Here is a 15,896-nt window from a genome sequence, read left to right as displayed (position 1 = left end):
CTTTGTGTTTTATCGGGCGGTTTTATCAAACTTGCCCAGCACTTCGCGTTCATACGCCAGCGCTTTTTTGCGGTCGAACTTATGCTCCCATTTGGCGATAACCAGCACCGCCAGCGCATTGCCCACCACGTTCAGCGCGGTACGTGCCATGTCGAGAATACGGTCGACACCGGCGATAAAGGCGAGGCCTTCCAGCGGGATCCCCACGCTACCCAGGGTTGCCAGCAGCACCACGAAGGAGACGCCCGGCACGCCAGCGATCCCTTTCGAGGTCACCATTAAGGTCAGCACCAGGGTGATCTCCTGCCAGATAGAGAGGTCGATACCGTACAGCTGGGCGATAAAGATCGCCGCGATGCTCTGATACAGCGTTGAACCATCGAGGTTGAAGGAGTAACCGGTCGGCACCACAAAGCTGGTGATCGACGCCGGCGCGCCATAGGCTTCCATCTTCTCGATAATGCGCGGCAGCACGCTTTCGGAGCTGGCGGTGGAGTAGGCCAGAATCAGCTCATCTTTCAGGATGCGGATCAGGATCCAGATACTCAGGCCACACAGACGCGCGACAATCCCCAGCACCACCAGCGCGAAGAACAGGATCGCGAAGTAAACCAGCAGCACCAGCTTGGCCAGCGGCCACAGCGAGGCGAAACCAAAGGTGGCGACAGTCACCGAAATCAGGGCGAATACCCCGATCGGCGCATAGCGCATTACCATATGGGTGACTTTAAACATGGTCTCGGAGATGGAGCGGAAGACCGTCACCAGCGGCTCACGGTGGGTCGCCGGCAGCGAGGAGAGCCCCAGACCAAACAGCACCGAGAAGAAGATAATCGGCAGCATATCGCCTTTCGCCATCGACGCCACGATGTTGGTCGGCACCAGCGACAGGATAGTACCCATCAGGCCATGCGCATGGCTCTGCACCTCGGCAGTGGTGCTTTGGTATTTCGAAATATCGACCGCCGCCAGCTGCGACATATCAATGCCCGTTCCCGGCTGGAAAACGTTGGCCAGGGTGATACCCAGCACAATCGCCACCGTGGTGATCACTTCGAAATAGATAATGGTTTTGGCGCCGATCCGGCCTAACTGCTTGGCATCGCCCACGCCGGCAATCCCGACCACCAGGGTCGAAATGACAATCGGGACCACGATCATTTTAATCAGATGGATAAAGATATCGCCCGCCGGCGTCAGCAAATTGCTAATCAACCAATCGCGACTTTCGGCGTGGTAATGCAGATAACTGCCCAGAAGGATACCCAGCACCAGGGCTAGCAAGATTTGCCAGGCCAGACTGACTTTTTTCGTTTTCTTCACTACTGACTTCCTCAATGAAAGGCACCATTCCTTTTCGTCATGGTACCCACTGCAGGGGGTATGAATTGTGTTGCGTTGCTTTGTGGGGTTATTTAACGCGCAATATCAGTATCATTTGCACGGCATGCTGCGCAAGCCTTTAAGAATAGGGCTTTCTTCTGGTTTTCTGCATAAAGTCACGAATTTTCCCCAGTTACAATGCATAAGTATTTGTAATAAAAAATATTTCACACCTTCCGTTTCTATAAATTCATTTACGTAACTATTTCACTTCAAAGTTTCATTTGATGAAATTTCATTCAGTTGAATCATTGCGTGATCTGCCCCCCAATTAACAAACAAAGCTGTCAAAACCCCTACTCTTAACGTTTGTTTGACATATATTTAACAAGTTCAAAAAAGGAGAAAAAAAGCCATGAGCCAAATACACAAACACCCTATTCCCGCTAATATCGCGGAACGTTGCCTGATTAACCCGGATCAGTACAAGGCGCAGTACCAACAATCCATAACCGACCCTGATACATTTTGGGGCGAGCAGGGCAAAATCCTTGACTGGATGCGCCCGTATACCCGCGTGAAGAACACCTCTTTCGCGCCGGGTAACATTTCCATCAAATGGTATGAAGATGGCACCCTGAACCTCGCCGCCAACTGCCTCGACCGTCATCTCGCCGAGCGCGGCGATCAAACCGCCATCATCTGGGAAGGCGACGACGCCAGCCAGAGCAAGCACATCACCTACCGTGAACTGCATGCGGACGTGTGCCGCTTCGCCAATGCGCTGCTCGACCTTGGGATTAAAAAAGGCGACGTGGTCGCCATTTATATGCCGATGGTGCCGGAAGCCGCGGTGGCGATGCTGGCCTGCGCCCGCATCGGCGCTATCCACTCAGTGATTTTCGGCGGCTTCTCGCCGGAGGCGGTGGCCGGACGCATTATCGACTCCAGCTCGCGCCTGGTGATCACCGCTGACGAAGGGCTGCGTGCTGGTCGCGCCATCCCGCTGAAGAAAAACGTCGATGACGCGCTGAAAAACCCGAACGTCAAAAGCATTGAGCACGTCGTGGTCCTGAAACGTACCGGCGGCAACATCGACTGGCAGGAAGGCCGCGATCTGTGGTGGAGCGACCTGATGGCGAACGCCAGCGCCGAACACCGGCCCGTCGAGATGAACGCCGAAGATCCGCTGTTCATCCTCTATACCTCTGGCTCCACCGGTAAACCGAAAGGGGTGCTGCACACCACCGGCGGCTACCTGGTCTACGCGGCCACCACCTTCAAATACGTTTTCGACTACCATCCTGGCGATATTTACTGGTGCACCGCCGATGTGGGCTGGGTCACCGGCCACAGCTATCTGCTGTATGGTCCGCTGGCCTGCGGTGCCACCACTCTGATGTTCGAAGGGGTGCCGAACTGGCCAACCCCGGCACGTATGTGCCAGGTCGTCGATAAGCACAAGGTCAGCATTCTCTATACCGCCCCGACGGCTATCCGCGCCCTGATGGCGGAAGGCGACAAGGCGATCGAAGGCACAGACCGTTCCTCACTGCGCATTCTCGGCTCGGTCGGCGAACCGATTAACCCGGAAGCCTGGGAGTGGTACTGGAAGAAGATCGGCAACGAAAAGTGCCCGGTGATGGACACCTGGTGGCAGACCGAAACCGGCGGCTTTATGATCACTCCGCTGCCGGGCGCGATCGAACTGAAGGCCGGCTCCGCTACCCGTCCGTTCTTCGGTGTCCAGCCAGTGTTGGTGGATAACGAAGGCCTGCCGCTGGATGGCGCGACCGAGGGCAACCTTGCCATCGCCGACTCCTGGCCTGGCCAGGCGCGTACCCTGTTCGGCGACCATGAGCGCTTTGAGCAAACCTACTTCTCCACCTTCAAAAATATGTACTTTAGCGGCGATGGCGCACGCCGTGATGAAGATGGTTACTACTGGATCACCGGCCGCGTGGATGACGTCCTGAACGTCTCAGGCCACCGTCTGGGTACCGCCGAGATCGAATCGGCGCTGGTGTCGCACCCGAAAATCGCCGAAGCGGCGGTGGTGGGGATCCCGCACAACATCAAAGGCCAGGCCATCTACGCCTACGTGACGCTCAATCACGGCGAAGAGCCTACCCCGGAGCTGTATGCGGAAGTGCGTAACTGGGTGCGCAAAGAGATCGGCCCGCTGGCGACGCCGGATGTGCTGCACTGGACCGATTCGCTACCGAAAACCCGCTCGGGCAAAATCATGCGTCGCATTCTACGTAAGATTGCCGCGGGCGACACCAGCAACCTCGGCGATACCTCGACTCTCGCCGATCCTGGCGTCGTGGAAAAACTGCTCGAAGAGAAGCAGGCCATGACGATGCCATCGTAAGCAAGGACCGATTCCCTACACCCTCTCCCCCGCCGGGGAGAGGATAAAAATAAGTCCCTCCCCCAGGATTTCACTCGCAGGAACGCCGTCAGTAAACCGTATCCCGGCTCCATCGCCGGAGGGGTTGCTGTCGCCAGCGTCCGCTGAGTGGATGACGAAAGGGAGACCTCTGGAGACGCTAAGATGAATGAACAACTTTGTCAGCGGATAGAAAATAGTGCGCATTTCAGGGAGTTAGTTGCATCACGGCAACGGTTTGCCGCCATTCTGTCACTGATTATGTTAGTGATCTATGTGGGCTTTATTTTGCTTATCGCCTTCGCGCCCGGCTGGCTCGGTACTCCTCTGCACGCCGGGACCAGCGTTACCCGTGGGATCCCGCTGGGCATTGGCGTGATCGTCATTTCGTTTGTCCTGACCGGTATTTATGTCTGGCGGGCCAACGGTGAATTCGACCGTTTGACCAAAAGCGTTCTGAACGAGGTAAAAGCATGAGCAAGAGAGTCCTGACGGCGCTCGCCGCCACGCTGCTGCCCCTTGGCGCTCACGCCGCAGACGCCATTACCGGCGCGGTACAGCGCCAGCCGACCAACTGGCAAGCGATTATCATGTTCCTGATTTTCGTCGCCCTCACCTTATACATCACTTACTGGGCGTCAAAACGGGTACGTTCGCGCAGCGATTACTACACCGCTGGCGGCAATATCACCGGCTTCCAGAACGGGCTGGCGATTGCCGGTGACTTTATGTCAGCGGCTTCTTTCCTCGGTATCTCCGCGCTGGTGTATACCTCCGGCTACGACGGACTGATCTACTCGCTGGGCTTTCTCGTCGGCTGGCCGATTATCCTGTTTCTGATCGCCGAACGTCTGCGCAACCTTGGCCGCTATACCTTTGCCGACGTCGCCTCGTACCGCCTGAAGCAGGGTCCGATTCGCACTCTCTCCGCCTGCGGTTCGCTGGTGGTGGTGGCCCTGTATCTGATTGCCCAGATGGTGGGCGCCGGCAAGTTAATCCAGCTGCTGTTCGGCCTTAATTACCATGTCGCCGTGGTGCTGGTTGGCGTCCTGATGGTGCTGTATGTCCTGTTCGGCGGCATGCTGGCGACCACCTGGGTGCAGATTATTAAAGCGGTTCTGCTGCTGTGTGGCGCCAGCTTTATGGCCTTTATGGTGATGAAGCACGTCGGCTTCAGCTTCAATAACCTGTTTACCGAGGCGATGGCCGTCCACCCGAAAGGGGCGGCGATTATGAGTCCCGGCGGGCTGGTGAAAGATCCGATATCGGCGCTCTCTCTGGGTCTGGGTCTGATGTTCGGCACCGCTGGCTTGCCGCATATTCTGATGCGCTTCTTCACCGTGAGCGACGCCAAAGAAGCGCGTAAAAGCGTCTTCTACGCCACCGGTTTTATGGGCTATTTCTATATTCTGACCTTTATCATCGGCTTCGGCGCCATCATGCTGGTGGGCGCGAACCCGGCGTTCAAAGACGCAGCCGGACAGCTTATCGGCGGCAATAACATGGCGGCGGTGCATCTGGCGGATGCCGTAGGCGGTAATCTTTTCCTCGGCTTTATCTCCGCCGTCGCTTTCGCCACTATTCTGGCGGTGGTGGCTGGCCTGACCCTCGCCGGCGCCTCAGCGGTGTCGCACGACCTGTACGCCAACGTCATCCGCAAAGGAGCGACCGAGCGCCAGGAGCTGAAGGTATCGAAGATCACCGTGCTGATCCTCGGGGTAGTGGCCATTCTGCTGGGTATTTTGTTCGAAAATCAGAACATCGCCTTTATGGTTGGTCTGGCTTTCTCCATCGCCGCCAGCTGTAACTTCCCGATTATTCTGCTGTCGATGTACTGGTCGAAGCTGACCACCCGCGGCGCGATGATCGGCGGCTGGCTGGGCCTGCTGACCGCTGTGATTTTGATGATCCTCGGCCCGACCATTTGGGTGCAGATCCTCGGTCATGAGAAAGCGCTGTTCCCGTATGAATATCCGGCGCTGTTCTCCATTGCCATCGCCTTCATCGGCATTTGGGTCTTCTCCGCGACCGATAACTCACCGGAAGGGATGCGCGAGCGCGAGCAGTTCCGCGCGCAGTTTATCCGTTCGCAGACCGGGATTGGTATTGAGAAAGGTCAGGCGCATTGATCGTCTCCCCCTTCCTCCGGTATGGCCGGGGGAAGGGCTCTTCGGTTGGCCTCAATTATAGGTTAAGGTGATCACCCCGGTGGCATTTGCCGAGCCAGCGGTCACCGTGCTTCCCGTCTTGTAATAGTTAGTGGAAAAGACAAGCGTCTGCATGGCTGCTGCGCCGCCGGGGCTGTCGGGGTTGGTGAAATAGCTGTAGCTGGCATCCGCGCCGCTGTTGGTCACCGTGGTACGGCTCGAGGTATAGAGGCTGATATCGGTATTCAACGGCAGTGCTTCGTCATTCATATTCAACTGAACCCCAACTCCGGTAGCCGCATTCGCCTCTGCCGTTAAGGCCATCACGGTGTTGTTTGGGTTATCCCCACTCGCTTGTGCCGCCGCCACCCGCATCGAAACGTTGGTCCCCTGCTCGCAGGCGAGAGTCAGGGTCTGCCGTGCTGACCCCACCTTCGTCGCGGTGTTGAATTCGCTGGCGTTGATGGTGCCCATGGCAAAACTGAGATTATTGCTGCTGACGATACATCCCATCGGGATTAGCTGGATGCTGGTCGTGCCGCTGATGTGCAGCCGCGAAATGGAGATCGTCCCGCCACTATCCTTTGCTGATACCGTGGCCACCGGATCGCTAAATGATAATTGACTATTGCTGGCGATAACGCCGCCGGTGGCCACCAGCTGCAGCTGATATGCCGGGGTGTAATAAGTGGAAGCATAATAATCAAACAGACCGGTGGGCTTACCGAGGTAGTAGTTCACATCCCCGATATAATGCACCTGCGAGTCAGGGCTGAAATCATCGGTATCTCCATCATATTCACCGCTAATATTGAGCCACACTTTGACACGAAGACCGATCCCCTGCACCGAGGTGGCATAAATATTATCCCCTATCAGCGCCCCGGCATTGTTCGAGGACCAGGCAAACACCGCGTAGACACTGCCCTGACAGTTAGTAATCTCCGTTTGCGCGCGGGTGATTTTTCCCGAGTCATACAACACGGTGCCCGCGGTGTAGCTCCCGGCGTTGACCAGGATCTTTTCCGGCAGGTTGGTCATCGAGACATCGCCAAAGTTGATTCCGCCGCAGGTCGCCCAGCTATAGAGGGGACACAGTACCAGCATGAACAAGAAGATCAGTTTTTTCATACCTATCCCTGTCGAAACGTTATTTGTAAGCCACATCAAACGTGGCAGTGAAGCCGACGATACCGGGGCTCACCTGGCCATAGGGCGAAAACATGCGTGCTACCATATTGAAGGTATGGACGTCGGCACGGCCACCAAAGGTATAAAGATACTGGTCGCCAGGCCCGAGGGGCTGCTGGTTGGCCATGCCCATCAGCTGTAAACCAACGCCGCTGGCTCCGTTGCTGCCTGTCTGGAGATTTTTATACACCGAGGCGTGGGTGCTATCGAAGCTGGTACCGCTAAATGCGATGGTCACCGCCGACGCATCGGCGGAACAGCTGGAAAAGACCAGCTTAACCGGTACGTTGGCTCCGCTCGCCCCGGCATGCCCGGAGAACGTCTGCAAGGAGACAGTGCCTAAATCGATACTGTTCGACGGTTCCACCACCACCTCGCAGGAAGGCGCCTCGATGGTGCCCGTGACGTTAAAATTGATCGTGCTGCTGCCATCATAAGCCAGCGCCGGAAGGGAGAGCAGCAAAAGGCTGGCCACCAGGATGCCCACTGTGCTGCTGTTTCGCATATTCATATCAACCTCTTCTTCCATGTTGAAAACGTGCGTCCATTACCGGCATTCGGCCTGATAAAACAGAATATCGTCGCTCAATGTGGTGCTGGAGAAATCATAATGAACGGTACACTGCTCACTGCTTTTCTCCCCCCAGCGCGCTAACAGCTGGCCTTTTTTCTGCAGCCCTGTGAGATACACCTGCCCCTCATCGCCGACAATATTGCTGCGCGCCGCGCTGGCGCGATCATTATCAAGGGTCACCAACGCGCCGAAAGGCACCACACCGCTGCGGGTACGCAGGGTGAGCATCGCCTTGTAGCCGATTCGGGTGTCATACTGCACTTTGACGATCGCGTTGCGCGTTGGGACCACCGTTCTGGCGACGTTATCCACCTCGGCGCCAGCCACCTGCTGTTCATCCAGCGCCAGGCTGTTGCGATGGTAAGGGCGAACATACGGTACGACGGCATACCCGGCGCCATCCGTTGTCACGTTGGTCTGGCCCTGAACCCGCACATCGCTGACGCCGGGCGTTTCAACCAGCGCAGAACTCTCGCCCAGAAAGCGTGACAGCGTGAGTCCGCCCGCATGGGCGACCATGCCGCCACGCAGCGAATAATTGTAGTGATTGCTGTAGTGGTCGTAGCCATAGCCGCCGGCGACATCGCCTTTTGCTCCCTGATAATTGACGCTGAGGTTGCCGGAGGTGCTCTTATCCTGGGTGTTGTAACCCTCCTGGAGGCTCCAGTTGAGAGAGCGATCCTCGAACGCCGAGCCGTTGAGCCCCACGTTGTGCGTGGTGTCGTTATGCCGACCATGGTTCATGCTGTAATTCGCCGAGAGCGTCTCGCCAAGTGGGATGCTTAGCGTCAGGGAGACGATAGTATCGCTGGCCGGCCGGTTATTGCCGCTGTCATCGGTACTTTGCACATTGCGGTTATAGGAATAGTTAATAAAGTAGGAAGCCTTGCCGATCGACCCGCTATAGCCCACGCCCACCGACTCCATGCGCGAGCTGTCCCAGTAGGTTTCATTGACCAGTGAGAGGGAGAGCGAGCCATAGCCGAACAGCGTCTGCGACAGCGAAGCGTCAAACCGGCCTTTTGTCCTGCCGCTCTGCGTACAGCAGTCGCGCTGCGTGGAGGCGTTATCGACAAAATCCTGAAACGAATAGTATCCCGAGGTGGAATAGCGATAGCCGGCCACGGAAAAGTTGGTGCCCGTCTGCAGAAAGCTTTTACTGAAGCGGACGCGATACGATTGCCCCTGTTCTTTGCTGGTTGACGAGGCCGTATCGCTGGTTTTCACGTCGGCCCACGACTGAGAGCCATCGAATGACAGCGCGCCGATGGTGCCAAGGTTAAAGCCGGCGCCTAACAGCAGGTTGGTGTATTTATCTTCCGCCTGCTGGAAGCCGGTATAGAGGGTGAAGTTACTGGTGGCGCCATAGGCCAGGGAAGACTGAATAAAGTTGTATTCTTTATCGTCGGAGCTGCCTGAGCGCGTCCTGCCGCTGCTCAGCGCATAGTCCAGCTGGCCCTCGCGCTGCAGGACCGCCAGCGAGGCAAAAGGCACCACAAAGTTTTGCTCGCTGCCGTCAGACTCTTTAACGGTGACGTACAGATCGCCGGCGCTGCCGGTGGCATACAGATCGTTAATCTCAAACGCGCCGGGGGCGACGGTGGTTTTATAAATGCTGTAACCATTCTGATAAACCGAAACCTCTGCGGTGGTACGCGCGATCCCTCGAATCGTTGGTGCAAAGCCATGCAGACTATCCGGCAGCATCTCTTTGTCCGAACTGAGCTGCAGACCGGTAAAGCTCAGGCTGTCGAAAATACCGGACGACGTATAAGTGCTGCCCACCACCATCTGGCTGCGCAGGGTATGAATATCGCGGGCAAGGTACGAGTAAACCGACTCCCAGCGGCTGTTGTTGTCGCTGTGGCTATAGGTACTGTAGTTGCGCAGACGCCATGGCCCCAGATTCACCCCAGGCTGCAGGCTAACAAACTGGCTGTCTACGGTCGCGCCATTATGCCGCGGCGCATTGCGCTGCCCGGTGACACTATAGTTGAGAAGACCGGCGTTGATCCCCTGCTGCCACTGGCTCTCCGGTATATAGTCTCTTGGGCGATTCAGCATCGCGGCCTGCGGGACGGTAAAATCGATTCGCTGCTGGGCAAGAGTCACCGAGAACGTCATCCCGGGGATCGCCGACAGCCGGGCGCAGGTTTCCCCTGCTTCAAATAGCTGCGGATAGGCGGTGGTATTAATCAACCACGAATTCAGATATTCCGTGGAAAGACAGGGAGAAGCGGTCGCGCCTGCATCATGGCCAACTTCCTGAAAGGTCAGTGATTCTGAACTGACGTACTTATCATTGATGTAAACATCCAGGTGATAGGTACCCGGCGGTACGCCATCATGCGAAAAATAGGACAGATCAACCGAAGCCACAGGATCCTCGGCGACTTCGAGTAAATTCGGGTTGAAATATTCACCGGCCTCAGCGCGAGAAGATAAGGTACTCAGGCACAAAACAATAGCGACGCAGATACTTTTGGTTGAAAACAGTAGCTCAACGCTACTGAATGATAGCGGTATATTTCTTCCCTGACATACCATAATCATTAATCACGCTCCATGTGATCTCTTTTTTCCCTGTCGCGGACAGGGTACTCTGCACGGGTATTTTTAAGGTAGAAAAGGGGGCAGCAAACCATGCGCCAGAAATATTTTTTCCGTTAAGGCTAACCTGGGAAAAATTCATATACAGCGGTGAGTTGTTTTTTACCGTCACCGATGCCCCCTCTTTTGCCCACTGTAATTTTTCGGCATACGATTCCGGTGTATTGCCTTTTAACGCGGCAGGTCGATAAATCAATTTTATTTTCGAGTTGATGGCAAACTGCACCACATTTTTATCCGGGACATATTCCGTTGCCGGGATCCCTTTGATATTGAGCCAAAACATCGACTCGCGATCGTCGGGTAGTTTTTTTCCTGAGCGGACAACGCGCACGAATCCTTTCTCTCCGGCTTTGAGACGGAACAGCGGCGGCGTAATAATAAACGCGTCTTTGGCTGGCGAAGCGGCATCCACCACCGAGAGCCAGGACTGTACGATATTGCTGCTCTGATCTTTATTCTCAACCGTAATGACGGCGTTGTTTTTCGCACCATCAAACACCAGACGCGTGCCGCCCACGACCACGCTGGCTTGCGCAATAGAGGATGACAGCAAAAAACCGACCACAAAAAAAAGATATCTCATACGTTTAATTAAAGGGGAATAACAGACGATTCCCCTTTCTCCATTCAACAAAACGCCGAATTAATAATAGGTCACGTTATAAGTTACAGTTGTCTGAACGGTACCTTTCGTCGGGTCGGCAGCACCCGCTTTTACCATTTTAACGGTGAACGGAATGGTTGCGGCGCCGGAAGAAATATCGACATCCGAACCTTCTTCGTTATTCTTCATCAGGCTGCCAGCTTCGTCATAAAGCGCCACAGCGACCCCCGTTGCCGCGTCAACTGTCGCCTGGTTTTTAAAGTAATCGCTATTCGCGGTATCCGAAACGCCACCAAAAGTGACGCGGGCGATGCTGTTGCCACCGTCTTCCGTGGTCGGGCAATCGGCTAAGCTAAAGGAGAAGTTCTTGGCTGCACCGAATTCATACGCTTTCAGATCCGCCACTGAGGTGGTGCCCATATCAATGGTAGTCACACCGCCATCAATGGTCGCCGTACAGGTGGTATCTGAAACAATACCTTTAAAGATAATGGTGTTATCAGCCTGGGCAACAGTAGACAGCGCGCTGCAGGCAGAGAAAATCAGGGCACCCGCCAGAAATTTTTTACTCATCTTCATATTTATTCCCATATCCATTATAAAAGACAATCAGTCCGTCAATTGTTTTATGCAGATATATTAGAGAATGAATTTGCATCCGCGCAGCGTCACATACACATTTACGTGACATATGATTTATGATAATTAATATTATACATAAATAAATGACCAGCATTTGAATCCATTCAATAATACAAGCCCGCGTAAAAAGAATAACGAACAGAGGGTAAAATCTCAATTATTAATGTAAAAATTGATTTTTTAACAAATCGCCTTAAAGAATTAGCAAAATAAAATAAACCACCTTTAAAATCATTGAGATACAAACTTATAAAATTCGCGGAGATAATAAAAAATCTATACATCATTCGTGATGTAATTAGATCACCACTGGCTGTGTAATATTTAGTTACAAAGAGAGGATAGTAATAAGAATTGACTTAATCTTTTCTGATGACCAATAACGGGCATAAACAAAAAGGGGCGAAAATAGTTCATAACTATTCCCCCCCTCAATATTTCATAACATCAGGCTACGGGATAACGTTAAAACAGCAGCCAGCGCACTAACGGCGCTGCCAGCACCACCACTACGCCGGACAGCATCATCACCAGGCTGGCCACCACGCCCTCCTGCTGGCCCAGCTCATAGGATCGCGCGGTCCCCGCCCCGTGGGACGCCGCGCCAAACCCGGCCCCTTTCGCCATCCCTTCCCGAATAGCAAGGCGTAAAAACAGCATATCCCCTACCGCCATGCCAAAGACGCCGGTGATCACCACAAACAGCGCCACCAGATCGGGCTGGCCACCGAGCGGTTTTGCCGCCGCCAGCGCAAAGGGCGTGGTCACCGAGCGCACCGCCAGGCTGCGCTGGATTTCATCAGACAACATCAATCCGCGTGCCAGCCATACGGAGCTGGTCACCGCCACCACCACCGCCGTCACCACCCCGGCGCTGAGCGACATCCAGTGGCGTTTGATCACCGCGACATTTTCATAGACCGGGACGGCAAAGGCGATAGTCGCCGGGCCCAGCAGCCACAGCAGCCAGTGGGTCTCTCCCATATAGCTCTGATAAGAGATATGGCCCAGCACCAGGATCAGCACCAGCAGGATCGGCGTGAACACCAGTGGCATCAGCGGCAGTTTATGAAAACGGCGATACAGTCTTTTATTGGCGTAATAGAGACCCAGCGTCGCCACCAGACACAGAATGCTCAGCATGACATCATTCATTTTTTTAGCCGGCTCACTTCGTAACGGTAAACCCTGTCGACGACCCAGGCCGTGGCGCCCAGCACCATCAGCGTGCTTAAGGCAATCACCAGGAAAATCCGCCAGCCATCAACCATCAGCAGCTGCGCATAGTTGACCACCGCGACCACCGCCGGGACGAAAAATAGCAGCATCTCCGCCAGCAACCAGCGGGCGCCGGCGCGAACCCAGTTCAGGGGGATCACCCGGCAGACGATCAGCAGCAGGAGCATCACCATGCCGACCAGATTAGGCGGCAACGGCACCTGCCACGTATTCACCAGATATTGCGCAAAAATAAATAACCCGACATAGAGGAGCACCTGCGCCGGGATCTGAAGTCGCTGCGCCACGGCGGGGGCAACGCGAGCTGGCGCGAAGGCCATGAGCGAGATTCCTGAAAAAAGAAGTCAGGCAAGCAGTATAGAGAGCCGCCGAAGCCGACAGAAATGAATTAAAATCATCGCAGGTATAGTCTCAGGGAATAATTATGGATATCCGAACGCTGCGCTATTTCGTTGAAGTGGTTCGTCAGCAGAGTTTTACTCGCGCGGCGGAAAAGCTGTTCGTCACACAGCCCACCATCAGCAAGATGCTCAAAAATCTCGAAGATGAACTGAACTGCACACTGTTGATCCGCGATGGTCGTAAACTGCTGCTCACCGATACCGGGCGCGTCGTTTTTGAACGCGGCCAGGCCATCCTTGGCGAGTTCAGCCAGCTGGAGTCAGAACTGAGCGATATCAACCACCTGCATAAAGGGGTGCTGCGGCTTGGCATTCCACCGATGGTCGGAATGCTGATGGCGGAGCCGATCAGCCGCTTCCGCGAGCGCTACCCGGGCGTCGAGCTGAAAATCGCCGAGTTTGGCGGCCTGACGGTCCAGCAGGCGGTCAGCAACGGCGAGCTCGATATGGCAATGACCGCCCTGCCCATCGAAGAGGGTAGCCATCTCACCACGCTGCCGTTGTTCAACCACCCGCTGTGCGTCCTGACGCCAAGAACCGCGCCGTGGGAGGGCGTGACTGCCCTCTCGCCGGCAGAGCTGGCGGCGTATCCGCTGGTCATCTACAACGAAGAATTTGCCCTCAGCCAGCAGCTGATGCGCCTGTTTACCGAGCATGACGTGAAGCCGCGTATCGCGGTGCGCAGCGGCCAGTGGGATTTTCTCGCCGCGATGGTGCAGGCCGGCATTGGCGTGGCGATCCTGCCCGAGCCGATTTGCCAGCGTCTCGACCCGCAGAACTTTTGCTGGATCCCATTGCAAAGCGAGCTGCGCTGGGAGCTGGGGATGATTTGGCGGGAGGGCGTGTATATGTCGCGCAGCGCTGAGGCCTGGCTGGCGTGCAGTAAAGCGTTCTGGCTGGAATAATCCCCTGGTGACAACGCGTTTCGCAGAGGAATGGGTAGCCCGGGTCAGGCGCTTGCGCCGCTGCCCGGGCTTCCCCCGGTCGCGCTAACGCTTACCGGGGCGACACATTTACTGCAGTCTCGCCAGTAGCCCGAATAAGCGTCGCGCTATCCGGATTACAGGTTATTGATCTTCGATTAACAGCGCTTCCAGCAGGTCGAGATCGTGCAGCAGCTTCTGCAGCGTCTCGTTACTGATCTGCCGGGTGGCGCGCAGATGATATAGCTCTCCGCGTTCAGAGCGCAGCGCCGCCAGACGGAAGCGACGCTCCAGACTCTCCTCCAGCATAGAGGTTTCCACGTCGTTACGACCATCGACGCGGCGGCGCAGGTTACCGATTACCCGCGAACTGACTTCGGTCAGCAGCTGGTTATCGATATTCTCTTTGGTATCCGCCGCCAGCCGCTCTTCCATCTTCTGGATCGCCACAATCGCCACGTCTGCCGTCGCTGCGCGCGCCAGTCGTTCCTCTTTCCGCTGCTGCACGTTGTCACTCGATTCAATGTGGCGCAGCAGGATCGGCAGCGCAATCACCCCGACGAACAGCGAGAACAGGATCACCCCGGCGGCGAGGAAAATCAGCTCATAGCGCGCCGGGAAAACATTCCCGTCCGGCAGCAGCAGCGGGATCGAGAGCACACCGGCGAGGGTAATCGCCCCACGCACCCCGGCCACAGAGGAGATCAGCAGCTCGCGGGTGGTCCAGGAGCCAAACTCCATCGGTTTCTTCTTCAGGAAGCGCTGGCTAAGCTTACGCATCGACCACAGCCAGCCAAAACGCACCAGCATCAGCGCGGCATAGATCAGGATAATGTCGGTAAACAGCATCCAGGTCTCGACGTTGGGGTCAGCTTCCGCCGCCACCAGCGAGCTGGAGAGGATATCCGGCAGCTGCAGGCCCAACAGCAGGAAGACCATGCCGTTAAAGACAAACTCCAGCATCGCCCAGGTGCTGTTGGCGCGCAGGCGCATGGCCAACGGCGCGGTACGCATCACGCCGGAACGGGTGATGGTCATCCCCGCCGCCACCGCCGCCAGGATGCCGGAGACACCGATATGTTCGGCAATCAGATAGGAGGCAAACGGCAGCAGGAACAGCAGGACAATCTGCGTGGCGGGTTCATCCCCGCCCCAGCGGCTGAGGAAACGCATCGAACGGCCATACGACCAGCTCACCACAAACCCGGCCAGCACGCCGCCGATCGCCACCTTCAGAAACTCTACGGTCGCGCCGCCAACGGTGAAGACCATGGTGCCCATCGCCACCGCGACGGCAAACTTGAGTGAGACCAGGCCAGAGGCATCGTTCATTAACGCCTCGCCCTGCAGAATACCCATGATTTTTTTCGGTATCCGCCCTTCCCCGACGATACCGGAGAGCGCCACGGCATCGGTCGGCGAGAGCACGGCCGCCAGCGCGAACGCCGGGATCAGCGGAATGCCAGGCACAATCCAGTAGATCAGAAAGCCGATGCCGACTACCGTCACGACCACCAGCGCCAGCGCCAGGCCAAGGATCTCCCGCCCGTGTTCAATAAATTCACGGGTCGGCGTTTTCCAACCGTCGGCGAACAGCAGCGGCGGGATAAACAGGACCAGAAACAGCTCTGGATCAAATTCAACGTGCAAACCGAAGGTCGGCCATGCCAGAAGCGCGCCAATGGCGATTTGCATCAGTGGGAGTGGAACCTGAAAGGGCAGTACACGTGTCACTACCCCGGACAGTGAGACCACGAGGGTCATGATGAGGATGGTAAAGAATATTTCCATGTGTTCCCTGTTTGCTGCGTTTTCTTTTATACCTGTGAGGCGTCGTGCCGGTGAAT

The 15,896-nt window shown here is 55.9% G+C and carries 13 protein-coding genes and 1 pseudogene; 4 read left to right on the top strand and 10 right to left on the bottom strand.

What is annotated here, in order from left to right; all coding sequences use genetic code 11:
- Positions 1 to 9: 9 nt before the first annotated feature.
- Positions 10 to 1,323, bottom strand: coding sequence for a glutamate/aspartate:proton symporter GltP (gene gltP, locus CWM58_RS23560; RefSeq protein ID WP_061156091.1), 1,314 nt, complete (start codon positions 1,321 to 1,323; stop codon positions 10 to 12).
- 111 nt (positions 1,324 to 1,434) lie between these two features.
- Positions 1,435 to 1,635 (bottom strand): annotated as a pseudogene (locus CWM58_RS23555) (hypothetical protein).
- 103 nt (positions 1,636 to 1,738) lie between these two features.
- On the opposite strand from CWM58_RS23555, the gene acs reads away from it, so the two are divergent.
- The 3 genes from acs (at position 1,739) to actP (ending at position 5,844) form a co-directional block, all read left to right on the top strand.
- Positions 1,739 to 3,697, top strand: coding sequence for an acetate--CoA ligase (acs, locus tag CWM58_RS23550; RefSeq protein WP_061156092.1), 1,959 nt, complete (start codon positions 1,739 to 1,741; stop codon positions 3,695 to 3,697).
- A gap of 183 nt (positions 3,698 to 3,880) precedes the next feature.
- Entirely contained in the window at positions 3,881 to 4,192 is a 312-nt protein-coding gene (locus CWM58_RS23540; RefSeq protein WP_061156094.1) for a DUF485 domain-containing protein, read from the top strand.
- On the top strand, positions 4,189 to 5,844 hold the full coding sequence (actP, locus tag CWM58_RS23535; protein WP_100681916.1) for a cation/acetate symporter ActP: 1,656 nt from the start codon (positions 4,189 to 4,191) through the stop codon (positions 5,842 to 5,844). Before CWM58_RS23540 ends, actP begins: the two co-directional genes overlap by 4 nt.
- A 51-nt stretch (positions 5,845 to 5,895) precedes the next feature.
- On the opposite strand, the gene CWM58_RS23530 is transcribed toward actP, so the two are convergent.
- The 7 genes from CWM58_RS23530 to CWM58_RS23500 form a co-directional block, all read right to left on the bottom strand.
- Complete coding sequence (locus tag CWM58_RS23530) at positions 5,896 to 6,993, bottom strand: type 1 fimbrial protein (RefSeq protein ID WP_100681915.1); 1,098 nt, start codon at positions 6,991 to 6,993, stop codon at positions 5,896 to 5,898.
- Between the two features lie 19 nt (positions 6,994 to 7,012).
- The gene (locus CWM58_RS23525) at positions 7,013 to 7,564 is read right to left on the bottom strand and encodes a fimbrial protein (protein WP_100681948.1); all 552 of its coding nucleotides are present in this window, start codon (positions 7,562 to 7,564) and stop codon (positions 7,013 to 7,015) included.
- A gap of 36 nt (positions 7,565 to 7,600) precedes the next feature.
- Positions 7,601 to 10,180 carry a fimbria/pilus outer membrane usher protein gene (locus CWM58_RS23520; protein WP_100681914.1) on the bottom strand — a complete coding sequence of 860 codons (2,580 nt, stop codon included), beginning with the start codon at positions 10,178 to 10,180 and terminating at the stop codon, positions 7,601 to 7,603.
- Complete coding sequence (locus CWM58_RS23515) at positions 10,134 to 10,823, bottom strand: fimbrial assembly chaperone (RefSeq protein ID WP_100681913.1); 690 nt, start codon at positions 10,821 to 10,823, stop codon at positions 10,134 to 10,136. Before CWM58_RS23515 ends, CWM58_RS23520 begins: the two co-directional genes overlap by 47 nt.
- 60 nt (positions 10,824 to 10,883) lie before the next feature.
- On the bottom strand, positions 10,884 to 11,441 hold the full coding sequence (locus CWM58_RS23510) for a fimbrial protein (RefSeq protein WP_162678155.1): 558 nt from the start codon (positions 11,439 to 11,441) through the stop codon (positions 10,884 to 10,886).
- Between the two features lie 510 nt (positions 11,442 to 11,951).
- A complete protein-coding gene (locus tag CWM58_RS23505; protein ID WP_061156101.1) occupies positions 11,952 to 12,641 on the bottom strand; it encodes an LrgB family protein in 690 nt (229 codons plus the stop codon).
- A complete protein-coding gene (locus CWM58_RS23500; RefSeq protein ID WP_100681911.1) occupies positions 12,638 to 13,045 on the bottom strand; it encodes a CidA/LrgA family protein in 408 nt (135 codons plus the stop codon). Before CWM58_RS23500 ends, CWM58_RS23505 begins: the two co-directional genes overlap by 4 nt.
- Positions 13,046 to 13,149: 104 nt before the next feature.
- Here CWM58_RS23500 and CWM58_RS23495 point away from each other — a divergent pair, with 104 nt between their 5' ends.
- Complete coding sequence (locus CWM58_RS23495; protein ID WP_061156103.1) at positions 13,150 to 14,031, top strand: LysR family transcriptional regulator; 882 nt, start codon at positions 13,150 to 13,152, stop codon at positions 14,029 to 14,031.
- Positions 14,032 to 14,193: 162 nt separating this feature from the next.
- On the opposite strand, the gene CWM58_RS23490 is transcribed toward CWM58_RS23495, so the two are convergent.
- Positions 14,194 to 15,840 carry a Na+/H+ antiporter gene (locus CWM58_RS23490; RefSeq protein ID WP_012543172.1) on the bottom strand — a complete coding sequence of 549 codons (1,647 nt, stop codon included), beginning with the start codon at positions 15,838 to 15,840 and terminating at the stop codon, positions 14,194 to 14,196.
- Between the last annotated feature and the right edge of the window lie 56 nt (positions 15,841 to 15,896).

This window comes from Klebsiella sp. H-Nf2, from assembly GCF_002806645.1.
Taxonomy (GTDB): Bacteria; Pseudomonadota; Gammaproteobacteria; order Enterobacterales; family Enterobacteriaceae; genus Klebsiella; species Klebsiella variicola.
Note: the sequence above shows the minus strand (reverse complement) of the source record. Positions and strands in the feature narration are given on the sequence as shown.

Coding starts and splice junctions, on each gene's coding strand:
- CWM58_RS23520 (WP_100681914.1), bottom strand. CDS start 10,180: ATGATTATGGTATGTCAGGGAAGAAATATACCGCTATCATTCAGTAGC.
- CWM58_RS23490 (WP_012543172.1), bottom strand. CDS start 15,840: ATGGAAATATTCTTTACCATCCTCATCATGACCCTCGTGGTCTCACTG.
- CWM58_RS23500 (WP_100681911.1), bottom strand. CDS start 13,045: ATGGCCTTCGCGCCAGCTCGCGTTGCCCCCGCCGTGGCGCAGCGACTT.
- CWM58_RS23495 (WP_061156103.1), top strand. CDS start 13,150: ATGGATATCCGAACGCTGCGCTATTTCGTTGAAGTGGTTCGTCAGCAG.
- CWM58_RS23505 (WP_061156101.1), bottom strand. CDS start 12,641: ATGAATGATGTCATGCTGAGCATTCTGTGTCTGGTGGCGACGCTGGGT.
- actP (WP_100681916.1), top strand. CDS start 4,189: ATGAGCAAGAGAGTCCTGACGGCGCTCGCCGCCACGCTGCTGCCCCTT.
- CWM58_RS23530 (WP_100681915.1), bottom strand. CDS start 6,993: ATGAAAAAACTGATCTTCTTGTTCATGCTGGTACTGTGTCCCCTCTAT.
- CWM58_RS23525 (WP_100681948.1), bottom strand. CDS start 7,564: ATGAATATGCGAAACAGCAGCACAGTGGGCATCCTGGTGGCCAGCCTT.
- CWM58_RS23510 (WP_162678155.1), bottom strand. CDS start 11,441: ATGGATATGGGAATAAATATGAAGATGAGTAAAAAATTTCTGGCGGGT.
- acs (WP_061156092.1), top strand. CDS start 1,739: ATGAGCCAAATACACAAACACCCTATTCCCGCTAATATCGCGGAACGT.
- CWM58_RS23540 (WP_061156094.1), top strand. CDS start 3,881: ATGAATGAACAACTTTGTCAGCGGATAGAAAATAGTGCGCATTTCAGG.
- CWM58_RS23515 (WP_100681913.1), bottom strand. CDS start 10,823: ATGAGATATCTTTTTTTTGTGGTCGGTTTTTTGCTGTCATCCTCTATT.